The organism is Micromonospora fluostatini, assembly GCF_050410825.1.
GTDB lineage: Bacteria > Actinomycetota > Actinomycetes > Mycobacteriales > Micromonosporaceae > Micromonospora > Micromonospora rosaria.
In genome coordinates, this window is sequence record NZ_CP191251.1 from 1,782,029 (window position 1) to 1,794,086 (window position 12,058).

The following is a 12,058-nucleotide window of genomic DNA, read 5'->3' on the forward strand; positions in this document are numbered from 1 at the left end:
CACAGGGGCATGACAACTCTCTCAGGCGTACGCGCGGCGGCGGTGGTCCTGCCGCTGCTCCTGCTCACGGCGGCCTGCGCCCAGCAGAACGAGTCGACCGGCGACACCGGCTCGGGTGAGACCTCGTACCCGGCCGACGCCGTGGTGCTCCGCGTCGACCACACCGGTGGGTTCGTGACCCCGGCGATGCTGGCCGGCCGGCTGCCCACCGTCAGCGTCTACGGCGACGGCCGGGTGATCACCCAGGGGCCGGTGACCATGATCTATCCCGGCCCGGCCCTGCCCAACCTCCAGGTGGCGACCCTCAGCGCCGAGGAGGTGGCGAAACTGGTGGAGCGGGCCCGCGCGGCCGGCGTGGGCAGCGCCGGGGACCTCGGCCAACCGCCGGTGGCGGACGCCCCCTCGACCCGGTTCACCCTGCGGGGCGCCACCGGCACCGAGGAGACCGAGGTCTACGCCCTCGCCGAGGCGGCCGACGCGGGCACCGGGTTGACCGCCGACCAGCGGGCGGCCCGCGACAAGCTGCGCGGCTTCGCCGAGTCGCTGGGCGTCCCGACGGCGGTGACCGACCAGGCGGCGGCCCCGGCCACCAAGCCGTACACGCCGACGGCCGTCGCCGCCATCGTCGAGCCCTGGGTCGACCCGGGCGACGGCATGAAGCAGCCCGAGGTGGCCTGGCCCGGCCCCGCCCTGCCCGGCGCGGCCCTCGGCGCCGTCGAGAACCTGACCTGCGTGACGGTCACCGGGACGGCGGTGCAGCAGGTGCTGGACGTGGCCGCGAGCGCGTCCCAGGCCACCCCGTGGACCTCCGGCGGCAAGAGCTGGACGGTCCACCTGCGCCCGTTGCTGCCCGACGAGACCGACTGCGGCGACCTGGCCTCCGCCCGCTGATCCGGGCCGGACGGATTCCGCCGGTCCAGGCCGGACCACTCCGGAACGGCCCGTCGACACGTGTCGGGCCGTTCCGGAGCAGCGTCACGTCCATAGCTGATCGTCACCGGGGACACCTCAGCTCCTTGTCCCCGCGCGGGCCGGTCGAGCCGACGTCGCGGGCGGGGTACCGGTGGCCCGACGGCGGGTGACCCGGGCCGGGGGCGGGGGTGGCGGCAGGGCCGGTCGCAGGCCGGCGAGTTGGACGAAGATCTCGCGTTTCGCGGTGGCCAGGCCACGCCGGTCGACGACGTATCCGGTGAGCCAGATCCAGCCGTGGTAGGTCGGGTAGTCGGAGACCGACACGACGCGGAGGGTGAGGGCGCGGGCCCCGGCGAACTGCACCGAGGCCCGCCCGTCGACGGTCAGCAGGTCGCCCGGGGAGGGGCGGTGGGTCACCAGTGGCCCCGGTTCGGCGGGGTGGACTCCTCCGGCGGGCGGCACTCGCGGGCGTGCATGATCTGCCAGTCGCGCAGGGCCCGCCCCAGCCGGTCGTTCTCCTGGTGGAGCAGGCGTACCTCCTCGTGCAGGATGGTCAACTCGTCGGCCACCCTGGTCTGGAACCGGCGTACCTGATCGGCGTCGACCCCGCGCCGACGCGGGTCGAACTGCCAGGTCCGCACCTCGTGCGGGGTCAGGTGGTGCGGATGACCGGCCCCGTGGGGCTGGCCCGAGCGGTACACCTGGGTCACGACGATCCTTTCCGCAGCAGGGGGAAGCGCGCAGGTGGGAGTGGGGTGGAGGCGGGGCCGTCCGCCGCCGGCTGCGGGCGGCCCCGCCGGCTCCGTCGTCGCAGCCCATCCGGCGGTACGACCACGAAGCCAGCCCTGACGACCGGGACGGGCACACACCCGCCCCGACCAGCGGGGTACGAGTCGAACCCGTTGCCACGCGAGGACGACTCTCCGTCAACATAACTAGTGAAGTTGGGGAAGTCAAAGAACATTGTGGAGATGTTTGGGCTGTGGTCGAATCGGGTTGCCACGCGAGGAGTGACATGCCCGAATCAGCCGGATATCTCCGCATCGCCGACGACGTCATAGCTGACGTGAAGGCCGGCAGGCTAAAGCCCGGTGATCGCCTGCCGTCGGTTACCGAGACCCGTGAGGACTACCGGGTCAGCTACGGAACCGTGCAGTTGGCCTACGTCCGGCTCGAAGCGTTGCGGGTGATCCGGCGGCACCAGGGCAAGGGGGTGTTCGTGAACGACCCTCGGCTGTGGATGCGCGAGCCCTGACAGGGGCTTGGCGGGTAGCTCGACAGGTATGCCCGTCGGCCCTGCTCACCGGGCTCCTCACCGCGGTGTGGTCGGTCCACGGCCGGGCCGGCTGCGGCCAGGACCAATCTCCACGAGCCCCTTTCGAGCTGCCCCATCCGTGAGAGCACGTCCACGCCCGTCAGCACGCCGCTGCCGCCCCTACCCGGCACCGGACAGGGGATCTTTGGGTACGGCCTTCGGTGTGGACGCGCGAACCCTGACCTCCGATGTGGCACCGACGCGCCGGGAGTCGCCCAGCCGGTCAGGTGCCTCCGTCGATGCGCTGCGGGTTGTCGCGGGGTGGCAGGCTGATCGCCGTGAGTGTTCTCCTTGCACAACTGCCCGCGTTGATCGGTGTGATGGTCGGGACGCTCGGCACGATTCTCGCGACCTCGCTGGCCGACCGGAGTCGATGGCGTCGTAGTCAACGCGTCCGCTGGGACGAGCGGCGGCTGGAGGTCTGTGTCGAGTTCAGCCGGGTGGTCAAGGAGATCCACGCCGTGTCGCTGCGGATGATCGCGGCGGAGCGGCCGGCGTCCCGGGGGCACCGCATCGACCGGGAGGAGGGGCTGACCCGGCTCGCCGACGCGGACGTGCGGCACACCCTGGCCTGGGAGAGCCTGCTGTTGCTGGGCGACGCCGCCACGGTGTCGGCCGCGCGTACCTGGCGGGACGCGGTGTGGGAGATCGAACGGGTCGCCCGGGGACTGTCCGGCCCGCCCGTCGCCGTCGCCGACCTGGTGCGCCGGGCCGACCAGGGGCGGGACGCGTTCTACCAGGCGGCCCGGGGTGACCTCGGGGTGCGGGGTGGCTCGGTCACGCAGTCCGACTGGCTGGCGGACCGGCGCCACGGCTGGCTCGACGCGCCCGGGACGTCGTCGGTGCCGACGGAGGCCGTCGAGGGTGCGTCGGCGGGGGCGGCGGATCCGGCGATGCCGGGACGGTGACGGGGATCGGGCGCGATGATGGGGGGCAGTCGGCGTCCGGGAGGGGTGACATGCCCGAGGATCTGCGGTCGCGGTCGGCGGCCGAGGTGTTCCAGGAGCATCTGCGGCTGTCCACCGAGCACCGGTTCGCCGAGGACATCGAGCGTAACCTCTCCCCGGAGTGCGTGATCCTGGAGCGCCGGGGTGTGTTCCGGGGCCGGGCCGGGGCACAGGAGTTGGCCCGCTGGCTGGGGGAGGAACTGCCCGGCGGCCGGTTCACGTACACGAAGGTCCTGGTCGAGGGGCGGTTCGCGTTCCTGGAGTGGACGGCGGAGGCCGACGGGGCGCGGGTCCGTGACGGGGCCGACTCGTTCGTCATCGAGGACGGCTGGATCGTGGCGCAGACCATCCACTACACGGTGGAGTCGACCCCGGCGGGGTGAGCCGCCGTCTCAGAAGTGTCTCACAACTGTCTCAGAAGCCGTCTCACTGGTCGTCGAGGTGCCGGTAGACGGTGGCCCGGGAGACCCCGAGCGTGGCGGCGATGGTCTCCACCGAGTGCGAGCCGGCGGCGTACATCCGGCGGGCCGTGGCGATCTGCTCGGTGCTCATCGCCCGGGGTCGCCCACTGCGCCGCCGACCCGCCGCCGACACCGCCGGTGCCACCGCGGCTGCCGGTGCGGGTGTCGCTGCCGGCGGGGTCGGGTCCGGTGCGGTCCCGCCGGTGGGGGCGGCGAAGAGCCGGCGCGGGCCGTCGAGCATGTCGGCCCGCAGCACCTCGTCCGACACGTCGGCGAAGAAGAGGATCGGGTCGCTGCACATGGCGATCGTCTGCACCGCCCGGACCTGGTCGCGCCGGCTGGCGTTCGGGCCGGCGACGAGTTCGTTGGCGCGCATCGCGATCCGGATCAGCCGGTGGAAGGTGGGGCCGTGGCTGAACATGTTGATGTCGTGGAAGAGCATGCCGAGCGACCGGCGGTGCCGCAGGATGGTGTCGATCCACCCCTCGACCAGGGTCCACCGGGCCTGCTCCGGCGCGCGTCCCCCGGCGGTGTCCAACAGGGTCTCCAGGTCGACCAGCAGGGGCTCGACCAGGTCGAGCGCCAGGTGTTCCTTGGTCGGGAAGTGGTACAGGATCGCGGCCTTGGTCAGCCGTAGCCGTTCGGCGATCTGCCGCAGCGAGGTGCGCTGGTACCCCTGTTCGGCGAAGAGTTCCAGCGCCGCCCGCAGGATCCGGGTGCGGGTGTCGTCGGGTGGGGCGAGTTCCACCCCACCAGCGTAGTCCGGTCCCTGACCGAGGGCCGGGGGGTGCTTGAATCCCCTGACCGACGGTCAGTACAGTGACGGGGGTCTGGTCCGTGACGACGGGGAGTTCCGATGGGCGTGATCTCGGTCAGCGAGTTGGTGAAGACATTCGGTGGCACCCGGGCCCTGGACGGGCTCGACCTGCGGGTCGAGGCGGGGGAGGTGCACGGCTTCCTCGGCCCGAACGGCGCCGGCAAGTCGACCACCATCCGGATCCTGCTCGGCCTGCTGCGCCACGACTCCGGGACGGTACGCCTGTTCGACGCCGACCCGTGGCGGGACGCGGTGTCCCTGCACCGCCGGCTGGCGTACGTCCCCGGGGACGTGAACCTGTGGCCGAACCTCTCCGGCGGCGAGGCCATCGACCTGTTCGGCGCGCTGCGCGGCGGGCTGGACCGCAGCCGCCGCGACGCGTTGCTGCGCCGCTTCGAGCTGGATCCGACCAAGAAGTGCCGGGCGTACTCCAAGGGGAACCGGCAGAAGGTGGCGATCGTCGCGGCGTTCGCCGCCGACGTGGACCTGCTCGTGCTCGACGAGCCGACCTCCGGGCTCGACCCGCTGATGGAGTCGGTGTTCCAGGACGAGGTGCGCCGGTTCAGCCGGGCCGGCGGCACCGTGCTGCTCTCCAGCCACGTGCTGGCCGAGGTGGAGGCGCTCTGCGACCGGGTCAGCATCATCCGTGAGGGTCGCACCGTCGAGTCCGGCACCCTCACCGAGCTGCGGCACCTCACCCGGACCTCGGTGACCGTCGAGACAGAGCGCCCGCTGACCGGGCTGGACCGGCTGCCGGGGGTGAACCCGGTCGACGTCGGGGACCACCACGCCCACCTGGAGGTGGAGCCGCAGCACCTCGCCGCGCTCCTGGCCCACCTGCTCTCCTTCGGGGTGCGGGCGCTCACCAGCACCCCGCCCACCCTGGAGGAGCTGTTCCTGCGCCACTACGGCCCCGGGCCCGACCTGGCCGCGACCCCCACGCCGGTCGGCGTCGCGGCCCCCGCCGGGGCGGCCGGAACGACGACGCAGCGGCGGGGTGACCGGTGAGCGCCCTCACCGGCACCGGCAGCCTGACCCGGCTGGTGCTGCGCCGGGACCGGGTCACGCTCGGCCTCTGGCTGCTCGGCCTGCCGCTGCTGGCCGCCTCGCTGGCCGTCAGCATGGCCGACCTCTACTCCGGTGACCAGGAGCGGACCGGGTACGCCACCACCGCCACCAGCAGCCTGGTGGCCCGGGTCTTCAACGGGCCGGTCCACGGCACCAGCCTCGGCGCGGTGGTCGCCACCGAGTCGTTCCTCACCCTGGCCGTGCTCACCGCGCTGCTGAGCACCTTCGCCGTGGTCCGGCACACCCGGCAGAACGAGGAGACCGGCCGGGCCGAGCTGCTCGGCTCCTCCGTCCTGGGCCGGCACGCGCTGCTCACCGCCGCGCTGCTGGTCGTCGTCGGGGCGAACCTGCTCGCCGCCGTGGGGTTGGCGGTGGCGCTGGTCGCGGCGGGCCTGCCGGTCACCGGCTCGGTCGCCGCGGCGGCGGCCATCGGCGCGATCGGCGTCTCCTTCACCGCCGTCGCGGCGGTCACCGCCCAACTCGCCGGCACCTCCCGGGGCGCGAACGCGCTCGCCGCGGCGGCCCTCGGGGCGGCCTTCGCGCTGCGGGCGCTCGGGGACGTGCTCGGCGACGCGAACCCCGACGGGATCGGGTTCACCAGCGCCTGGCCGTCGTGGCTGTCCCCGATGGGGTGGAGCGGCCAACTGCGTGCCTTCGGCGACGAGCGGTGGTGGGTGCTGCTGCTGCCCGCCGGGCTGCTGGCGGTCGCGGTCACGGTCGCGTACCGGCTCACCGACCGGCGGGACCTCGGGGCCGGGCTGCTCGCCGAGCGCCGGGGCCCGGCCGTCGCGGCGACACGGATGCTCAGCCCGGTCGGCCTGGCCTGGCACCTGCACCGCGGCACCCTGCTCGGCTGGGTGGTCGGCATCGGGCTGGTCGGCTTCGCGATGGGCGTGGCGGTGGACGAGTTCGACGACCTGATCGCGGAGAACGCGGCGGCGGCCGAGATGATCAACCAGTTCGGCGGCGGCGACGTCCTGGTCGACGCGTACCTGTCGGCGATGCTGGCGATCTTCGCGTTGACCGTCGGCGCGTACGTGGTGCAGGCGCTGCTGCGGGCCCGCACCGAGGAGACCGACGGCATCCTGGAGGCGGTCCTGGCCACCTCGGTCAACCGGATCACCTGGCTGGGCGCCCACCTGCTCACCACCGTGCTCGGCGCGACCGGGCTGGTCCTGGTCGGCGGGCTCAGCACCGGGCTCGGCGAGGGCCTGGCCACCGGGGACCCGGTGGGCCGGACGCTCGCGCTGGCCGGCGCGGCCCTGGTGCGGCTGCCCGCCCTGCTGGTCCTGGCCGGGGTCGTGGTGCTGCTGATCGGGCTGCTGCCCCGCGCGGCGGTCCCGCTGTCCTGGGCGGCCCTGCTGCTGTTCCTGCTGCTGGGACAGCTCGGGACGGTGCTGGACCTGCCCCAGCAGGTGCTGGACCTGTCGCCGTTCACGCACGTGCCGGCGGTCCCGGCGACCGAGGTGACCGCACTGCCGCTGGTCGTGCTCACCACGGTCGCGGCGGTGCTGGTCACCGCCGGCCTGGCCGGCTACCGGCGGCGTGACCTCACCACCTGAGGGCGGCGGGGCCGACGCCGGTGCGGGGGGTCAGTGCGGGTGGACGGGCTGGTCCAGGATCGCGCTGAACCGTTCCTCGGCCAGGTCGAGCTGGTCGAAGATGTGCTGCTTCACCGGCGGCGACAACGGAGTGTCCGCCCGCGCGACGAGGTCCCGCAGCACCGGCACCAGCGGGCGGTACTTCGCCGCCCAGTAGGCGACCCGGGGCCCCACCGCGTGGATCACCCCCACCCCGTTGTCGGTGAAGTCGGAGACCTTGATGACCCGGGCCCACGGCTCGGCGTCCAGGCTGGTGGCGATGTGCTCGCGGTACTGGACGGCACGGTCGCGGTCCGGGTCGTAGAGCGGGTTGGTGACCGCGGCCACCAGCCGGGCGACCCGGGGGCCGAACCGGCGGGCCAGCACCGCGAGCGCCGCCGTCCGGGCCTCCGCCTCCGCCTGGGCCAGCGGGTCGGCGACGAGCGGCGACCCGCTGGCGACGCCGGCCCCCGCACCGGAACCGGCGTCGCCCACCACTGCCGCCCGGCCGCCCGCCCCCGGACCGGTCGCCGCTCCCCGGTCGGTGGCGGCCAGCTCCGCCGGGTGGTCCTCCACCGCGTCGTGCAGCAGGCCCGCGACGATCACGTCCACGTCGCGGACCTGGTAGTGGTGCATCATCCGGATGGCGACCCGCAGCAGGTGGTTGAGGTACGGCTCGCGGACCCGCCGGTCCTCCCGGTGCAGGTCGGCGGCGAGGTCCAGCGCCTCGGTGAGGCGGTGCCGGGCGGCCGGGTCGAACGCGGCGATCTCCAGCCGGAACCGGGCCAGCAGGCCGGGCTCGCCGTGGATCTCGGTGATCGCGTGCATCGGCATGGAGGCCAGGTACGGCGGGAAGTCCATCTGTCACTTATAGCGGATCTTCGTCCGACCCGGGTGACCCCGGTCGCCGACCCGACCCCCGCCCAGGGTCCGTCGCCGGCCGGTGGGTGGCGGTGGGGCCGCTCAGCGGGCGACCGGATAGTCGGAGACCGTCAGCGGCCCGGTGGAGAGCGAACCGTCGGCCCGGGGCACCCCGAGCCGGCGGCTGTCGTGCAGGAACGACACCAGGTCGACGTCCGGCCGGGCGGTCAGCGTGCAGACCACCTGGCCGAAGGCCAGCATCTCGTCGGTCCGGCCGGTGCCGGCCAACCCGTCGGCGACGTCGACCAGCGCCTCCCGTCCGGTGATCCGGACGCCGGTGATCCGGCTCGCGCCGGTCAGCGCGGTGGCCAGGCCGGCGTCCCGGTCCCCGGCGGTGGGCCCCTCGACCAGGTACCGGATCTGGGTGTCCGGGGTCGACGGGCTCGGCACCCGCCGGTCCACCCGGACCAGCCGCTCGTCGCGGACGAAGCAGAGCGTCTCGGTCAACTGGCCGGTGGGCTCGGCCGGCGGGGTGGTCACCATCGGGTGCGGCCCGCCGGGCGGCTCGATGACCCGGGGCCGGTCCTCGGCCGAGACCCCGCACCCGGCCAGCAGGGCCAGGGCGGCGGCGAGGACGGCCCAGCGGTGGCCGGCCCGGCGCGGCCGGCGACCGGGTCGAGGTGTCCCGGTGCCGGTCATGTGTCCCGCCGGGGCAGGTGGACGTAAAACCGCGCGCCGCCCCCGGGCCGGTCGGTCACGCCGGCCCGCCCGCCGTGCGCCGCCGCGTGCTGCGCCACCAGGGCGAGGCCCAGCCCGGTGCCGTCGCCCGCGCCCCGCACGTGCGCGGCCCGCCCCCGGACGAACCGGTCGAAGATCACCTCGCGGTCCTCGGGTCGGATGCCCGGACCCTCGTCCTCGACGGTCAGCAGGTACCCGTCCGGGTCGGTGCCGAGCCGGACCGCGCTCGGTCCGCCGCCGTGCCGCTGGGCGTTCTCGATCAGGTTGGACAGCAGCTGGGTGACCCGGCGGCGGTCGACCAGCCAGGTCCGCTCGGTGCCCTCCTCGACCGTGACCAGCTCCGGAGGCACCCCGTGGGTCCGGCACACCTGCCGGGCGAGGTCCGGCACGTCGACCGGGGACCGCTCGGCCGGCTGGTCGCTGCGGGCCAACTCGATCAGGTCGTTGACCAGCGCCTGGAACCGGGCGACCTCGGCGTTGACCAGGTCCACGGCGGTGGCGCTGCGCTCGTCGAGCCGGTCCCGGCGACGGGCCAGCACACTGGCCGCCGCCTCCAGGGTCTGCAGCGGCGACCGCAGCTCGTGGCTGACGTCGGCGGCGAACCGGCGGTCCCGCTGCATCCGGGCGGAGAGCTGGTCGACCATGCCGTTGAACGAGGTGGTGAGCCGGGCCAGGTCCGGTTCGGCGGCCGGGTCGAGCCGGGCGGTCAGGTTGCCGTCGGTGATCTCCTGCGCCGCGTCGGTGACCCGGCGCAGCGGGCGCAGCACGTACCCGGTGGCGTGCCGGCCCAGCGCGGCGGCGGCCACGGCGGTGCTCAGCGCCACCAGGGTCAGCACGATGGCCAGCACCCGCAGCGTGTTCTGCAGCTCGATCAGCGAGTCCACCTCGTAGAAGGTGGTACCGGGAGCGAGCGGCACCCCGATCACCAGGGCCGGCTGCCCACCGGCGCGGACCCGCTGCACCACCGGCTCACCGGCGTGGGCGAGCTGCTGCAACGCGGGCGGGATGGCGGAGGTGACACCCGCGTCGAGGTTGCGGGCGTACCACTCGCCGTCGCGGTGCAGCACCGCCCGCCGGTTCCCGCCGGTGTCCAGCGACCGCAGGATCTCCAGGATGTCCGGCCGGTCGGCGGCCAGCCCGGACTGCACCACGGTCGCGTCCAGGTACGCCGCCCGGACGGCGGTGCGTTCCCGCTCGGCCAGCAGCGAACTGCGGGCCACCTGGTAGCTGACCAGCGCGATGGAGGTGGACAGCGCCAGCGCGCCGGCGGTGAAGCCGGCCGTCACCCGGGTCCGCAGACCGGCGGTCACCCGGGGCCGCAGAGCGGCGCGGCACACCGCCGCCGCCCGGCGTACCGCCGCGATCCGGCTCATCGTTGCAGTTTGTAGCCGAGGCCGCGGACGGTGAGCAGGTGCCGCGGCTTCGCCGTGTCCGGCTCGATCTTCTGCCGCAGCCGGCCCACGTGCACGTCGACCAGCCGCTCGTCGCCGACCGTGTGGTCCCAGACCCGTTGCAGCAACTGCTGGCGGGACAGGATCCGGCCCGGGTGCTGGGCCAGCTCGCAGAGCAGCCGGAACTCCGTGCGGGTGACCGCGACCGGCGCACCGCGCAGCCGTACCTCGCCGGCGTCGGGGACGATCTCCAGGTCGCCGAAGACCAGCGTCGGCATGTCGGCGGCCGGCTCGGCCGCCCGGGCCCGGCGGCGCAGGGCCCGCAGCCGGGCCGACAGTTCCTTGATCGCGACCGGCTTGACCAGGTAGTCGTCCGCGCCGGCCTCCAGCGCGGCGACGATGTCGTGGGTGTCGTCGCGGGCGCTGACCACGACGATGGGCACCCCGTCGTGGCGGCGCAGCCGGCGGATGCACTCGAACCCGTCCACCCCGGGCAGCATCAGGTCGACCAGGACCGTCTCCGCCGGTCTGCTGCGCTGCTCGACCAACCCCTCCTCGGCCGTGGCGACGCCCCGCGCCTCGTACCCCTCGTCCTCCAGGGCGAGCACCAGCGACAGGCGGATCCGGTCATCGTCCTCGATCACCAGCACTCCGGTCATGCAGGCCATCATCCGGGGCGTCGCGGGCCGGGCCAAATCCACCCCCCGGGTTCCTCCGCCGGGGGTGTTGTCATGGAACCGTCATATTTCCGCGTGACCGCCGCCACATGCCTGCCGCAAGCTCGGCGGAGCCGACGGGCGGAGCCGAGCGTGGGAGGTGCGATGTCCGGCAGGTACGAGGCCGGCGGGCCTCCGGCGCAGCCGCCCGCGACCGAGCTGGTGGAGGTGGCGCTCACCGAGCCGCTGGACCGGGTCGCCGTGGCCGAACTCGGCGCGGTGCTGGACCGGGTGCTCGGGCTGCGTCCGGCGCGGCTGGTCATCGACCTGGCCGGGTGCGGACACGTCGACGCGGCCGGCATCGCCCTGCTGCTCGACGCGCACCGGCGGATGTGGTCGTTCGGCGGCCGGCTGGTCCTGCGGTCCCCCTCGCCACGGTTGCGCCGGCTGTTCCAGGTCGCCCGCGTCGACCAGGTCCTGTACGTCGTACCGGCGCAGCCGGTGCCGGGCGACGCGTGCGGCGTCGCGGACCCCGGCACCGTGGTCGGGTCGCGGGCGGAGAGTCACGGTTGACCGCGCGCGGCGGTTCGCGAGCCGAGCCCGGTGGGGACGGTTCCGGTTCGGGCCGTCCCCACGCGCCCATCGTCCACCCGGGCCGGTGGACGTCACGCCTCACGGGAGGTGCCACATGACTGTCGTTCCCGGTCTGCGTCCGGGTACCGTGCAGCTCATCTGCGACGGGTGCGGGGAGATCCGCACCGAGGTCACCAGCCAGTTGCGAGAACCGGACGTGGTCTGGCCGGTGATCGCCGAGTACGCCTGGAGCGGGTCGGCGTTCGCCACCGGGCCGCACCGGTGTCCGCGCTGCCCCACCGGCCCGATCGACGTGCCGGTCGTACCGCCCGCCGGGCCGGTCGAGTCGGCGGCCTGGCACGTGGCGATCGACTCGCTGCCGGACGCGGTGGTGGTCCGGCCCAGCGGCGACATCGACCTGGCCGTGGCCGAGCCGCTGCGGGCGGCGCTGGCCGAGGCGGTCGCGGTCGGCCGGCCGGTCGTGCTCGACCTGTCCCAGGTCGAGCTGATCGACTCGACCGGGCTCGGCATCCTCGTCCGGGCGCACAACGACGCCCGGCAGCGCGGCCTGACGCTCTGTCTGGTGGCGCCGTCCCGCTTCGTGCTGACCGTGCTGCACACCATGCGGCTGGCCGGCGTCTTCCTCACCTTCGACGAGCGGCACCAGGCGTTGACCTGCCTGGCCGCCGCACGCGCCGACTGACCCCATCCGGGCGCGGGATCGCACCGTCCCGCACCC

15 protein-coding genes and 1 pseudogene are annotated in these 12,058 nt (G+C 74.3%); 8 read left to right on the plus strand and 8 right to left on the minus strand.

What is annotated here, in order from left to right:
* The first annotated feature begins 9 nt into the window (after window positions 1-9).
* Window positions 10-891, plus strand: coding sequence for a hypothetical protein (locus tag ACQUFX_RS07410; RefSeq protein ID WP_428965286.1), 882 nt, complete (start codon window positions 10-12; stop codon window positions 889-891).
* A gap of 117 nt (window positions 892-1,008) precedes the next feature.
* Here ACQUFX_RS07410 and ACQUFX_RS07415 read toward each other — a convergent pair whose 3' ends face one another.
* Together ACQUFX_RS07415 and ACQUFX_RS07420 are read right to left on the minus strand one after the other, a co-directional pair.
* Window positions 1,009-1,329 (minus strand): hypothetical protein, encoded by a 321-nt coding sequence (locus ACQUFX_RS07415; RefSeq protein WP_428965287.1) that lies wholly within the window; start codon window positions 1,327-1,329, stop codon window positions 1,009-1,011.
* Window positions 1,326-1,622: a DivIVA domain-containing protein gene (locus tag ACQUFX_RS07420; RefSeq protein WP_428965288.1), complete on the minus strand. Its 297-nt coding sequence runs from the start codon at window positions 1,620-1,622 to the stop codon at window positions 1,326-1,328. Before ACQUFX_RS07420 ends, ACQUFX_RS07415 begins: the two co-directional genes overlap by 4 nt.
* Before the next feature lie 305 nt (window positions 1,623-1,927).
* Between ACQUFX_RS07420 and ACQUFX_RS07425 the strand changes: the two genes are divergently transcribed.
* From ACQUFX_RS07425 to ACQUFX_RS07435, 3 genes are all read left to right on the plus strand, one after another.
* Window positions 1,928-2,167 carry a winged helix-turn-helix domain-containing protein gene (locus ACQUFX_RS07425; protein ID WP_428965289.1) on the plus strand — a complete coding sequence of 80 codons (240 nt, stop codon included), beginning with the start codon at window positions 1,928-1,930 and terminating at the stop codon, window positions 2,165-2,167.
* A gap of 338 nt (window positions 2,168-2,505) precedes the next feature.
* Window positions 2,506-3,135 carry a hypothetical protein gene (locus ACQUFX_RS07430; protein ID WP_428965290.1) on the plus strand — a complete coding sequence of 210 codons (630 nt, stop codon included), beginning with the start codon at window positions 2,506-2,508 and terminating at the stop codon, window positions 3,133-3,135.
* A 50-nt stretch (window positions 3,136-3,185) separates the two neighbouring features.
* A complete protein-coding gene (locus tag ACQUFX_RS07435) occupies window positions 3,186-3,557 on the plus strand; it encodes a nuclear transport factor 2 family protein (RefSeq protein ID WP_428965291.1) in 372 nt (123 codons plus the stop codon).
* A gap of 43 nt (window positions 3,558-3,600) precedes the next feature.
* Here the strand turns inward: ACQUFX_RS07435 and ACQUFX_RS07440 are convergent, their stop codons facing one another.
* A complete protein-coding gene (locus tag ACQUFX_RS07440; protein ID WP_428966886.1) occupies window positions 3,601-4,077 on the minus strand; it encodes a helix-turn-helix domain-containing protein in 477 nt (158 codons plus the stop codon).
* A gap of 149 nt (window positions 4,078-4,226) precedes the next feature.
* Window positions 4,227-4,383 (minus strand): annotated as a pseudogene (locus tag ACQUFX_RS07445) (helix-turn-helix domain-containing protein); the annotation flags it as partial.
* A gap of 108 nt (window positions 4,384-4,491) precedes the next feature.
* Here ACQUFX_RS07445 and ACQUFX_RS07450 point away from each other — a divergent pair.
* A complete protein-coding gene (locus tag ACQUFX_RS07450; RefSeq protein ID WP_428965292.1) occupies window positions 4,492-5,460 on the plus strand; it encodes an ABC transporter ATP-binding protein in 969 nt (322 codons plus the stop codon).
* The gene (locus ACQUFX_RS07455; protein ID WP_428965293.1) at window positions 5,457-7,082 is read left to right on the plus strand and encodes an ABC transporter permease; all 1,626 of its coding nucleotides are present in this window, start codon (window positions 5,457-5,459) and stop codon (window positions 7,080-7,082) included. The genes ACQUFX_RS07450 and ACQUFX_RS07455 overlap by 4 nt, the downstream gene beginning before the upstream one ends.
* A gap of 30 nt (window positions 7,083-7,112) precedes the next feature.
* On the opposite strand, the gene ACQUFX_RS07460 is transcribed toward ACQUFX_RS07455, so the two are convergent.
* The 4 genes from ACQUFX_RS07460 to ACQUFX_RS07475 all read right to left on the minus strand — a co-directional run bounded on the left by ACQUFX_RS07460 (window position 7,113) and on the right by ACQUFX_RS07475 (window position 10,749).
* The gene (locus tag ACQUFX_RS07460) at window positions 7,113-7,961 is read right to left on the minus strand and encodes an HD domain-containing protein (RefSeq protein WP_428965294.1); all 849 of its coding nucleotides are present in this window, start codon (window positions 7,959-7,961) and stop codon (window positions 7,113-7,115) included.
* Window positions 7,962-8,063: 102 nt separating this feature from the next.
* A complete protein-coding gene (locus ACQUFX_RS07465; protein WP_428965295.1) occupies window positions 8,064-8,660 on the minus strand; it encodes a GerMN domain-containing protein in 597 nt (198 codons plus the stop codon).
* Window positions 8,657-9,985 carry a sensor histidine kinase gene (locus ACQUFX_RS07470; RefSeq protein ID WP_428966887.1) on the minus strand — a complete coding sequence of 443 codons (1,329 nt, stop codon included), beginning with the start codon at window positions 9,983-9,985 and terminating at the stop codon, window positions 8,657-8,659. Before ACQUFX_RS07470 ends, ACQUFX_RS07465 begins: the two co-directional genes overlap by 4 nt.
* Before the next feature lie 83 nt (window positions 9,986-10,068).
* On the minus strand, window positions 10,069-10,749 hold the full coding sequence (locus ACQUFX_RS07475; RefSeq protein WP_428965296.1) for a response regulator transcription factor: 681 nt from the start codon (window positions 10,747-10,749) through the stop codon (window positions 10,069-10,071).
* A gap of 162 nt (window positions 10,750-10,911) precedes the next feature.
* On the opposite strand from ACQUFX_RS07475, the gene ACQUFX_RS07480 reads away from it, so the two are divergent.
* Together ACQUFX_RS07480 and ACQUFX_RS07485 are read left to right on the plus strand one after the other, a co-directional pair.
* The gene (locus tag ACQUFX_RS07480; RefSeq protein WP_428965297.1) at window positions 10,912-11,319 is read left to right on the plus strand and encodes an STAS domain-containing protein; all 408 of its coding nucleotides are present in this window, start codon (window positions 10,912-10,914) and stop codon (window positions 11,317-11,319) included.
* A 115-nt stretch (window positions 11,320-11,434) separates the two neighbouring features.
* Window positions 11,435-12,022 (plus strand): STAS domain-containing protein, encoded by a 588-nt coding sequence (locus ACQUFX_RS07485; RefSeq protein WP_428965298.1) that lies wholly within the window; start codon window positions 11,435-11,437, stop codon window positions 12,020-12,022.
* Window positions 12,023-12,058 lie beyond the last annotated feature (36 nt).

What these genes read in the sequence shown, in the direction of transcription:
- ACQUFX_RS07410 (WP_428965286.1), top strand. Translation starts at nt 10, where the DNA reads ATGACAACTCTCTCAGGCGTACGCGCGGCGGCGGTGGTCCTGCCGCTG.
- ACQUFX_RS07425 (WP_428965289.1), top strand. Translation starts at nt 1,928, where the DNA reads ATGCCCGAATCAGCCGGATATCTCCGCATCGCCGACGACGTCATAGCT.
- ACQUFX_RS07435 (WP_428965291.1), top strand. Translation starts at nt 3,186, where the DNA reads ATGCCCGAGGATCTGCGGTCGCGGTCGGCGGCCGAGGTGTTCCAGGAG.
- ACQUFX_RS07440 (WP_428966886.1), bottom strand. Translation starts at nt 4,077, where the DNA reads ATGCTCTTCCACGACATCAACATGTTCAGCCACGGCCCCACCTTCCAC.
- ACQUFX_RS07450 (WP_428965292.1), top strand. Translation starts at nt 4,492, where the DNA reads ATGGGCGTGATCTCGGTCAGCGAGTTGGTGAAGACATTCGGTGGCACC.
- ACQUFX_RS07460 (WP_428965294.1), bottom strand. Translation starts at nt 7,961, where the DNA reads ATGGACTTCCCGCCGTACCTGGCCTCCATGCCGATGCACGCGATCACC.
- ACQUFX_RS07465 (WP_428965295.1), bottom strand. Translation starts at nt 8,660, where the DNA reads ATGACCGGCACCGGGACACCTCGACCCGGTCGCCGGCCGCGCCGGGCC.
- ACQUFX_RS07475 (WP_428965296.1), bottom strand. Translation starts at nt 10,749, where the DNA reads ATGACCGGAGTGCTGGTGATCGAGGACGATGACCGGATCCGCCTGTCG.
- ACQUFX_RS07480 (WP_428965297.1), top strand. Translation starts at nt 10,912, where the DNA reads ATGTCCGGCAGGTACGAGGCCGGCGGGCCTCCGGCGCAGCCGCCCGCG.
- ACQUFX_RS07485 (WP_428965298.1), top strand. Translation starts at nt 11,435, where the DNA reads ATGACTGTCGTTCCCGGTCTGCGTCCGGGTACCGTGCAGCTCATCTGC.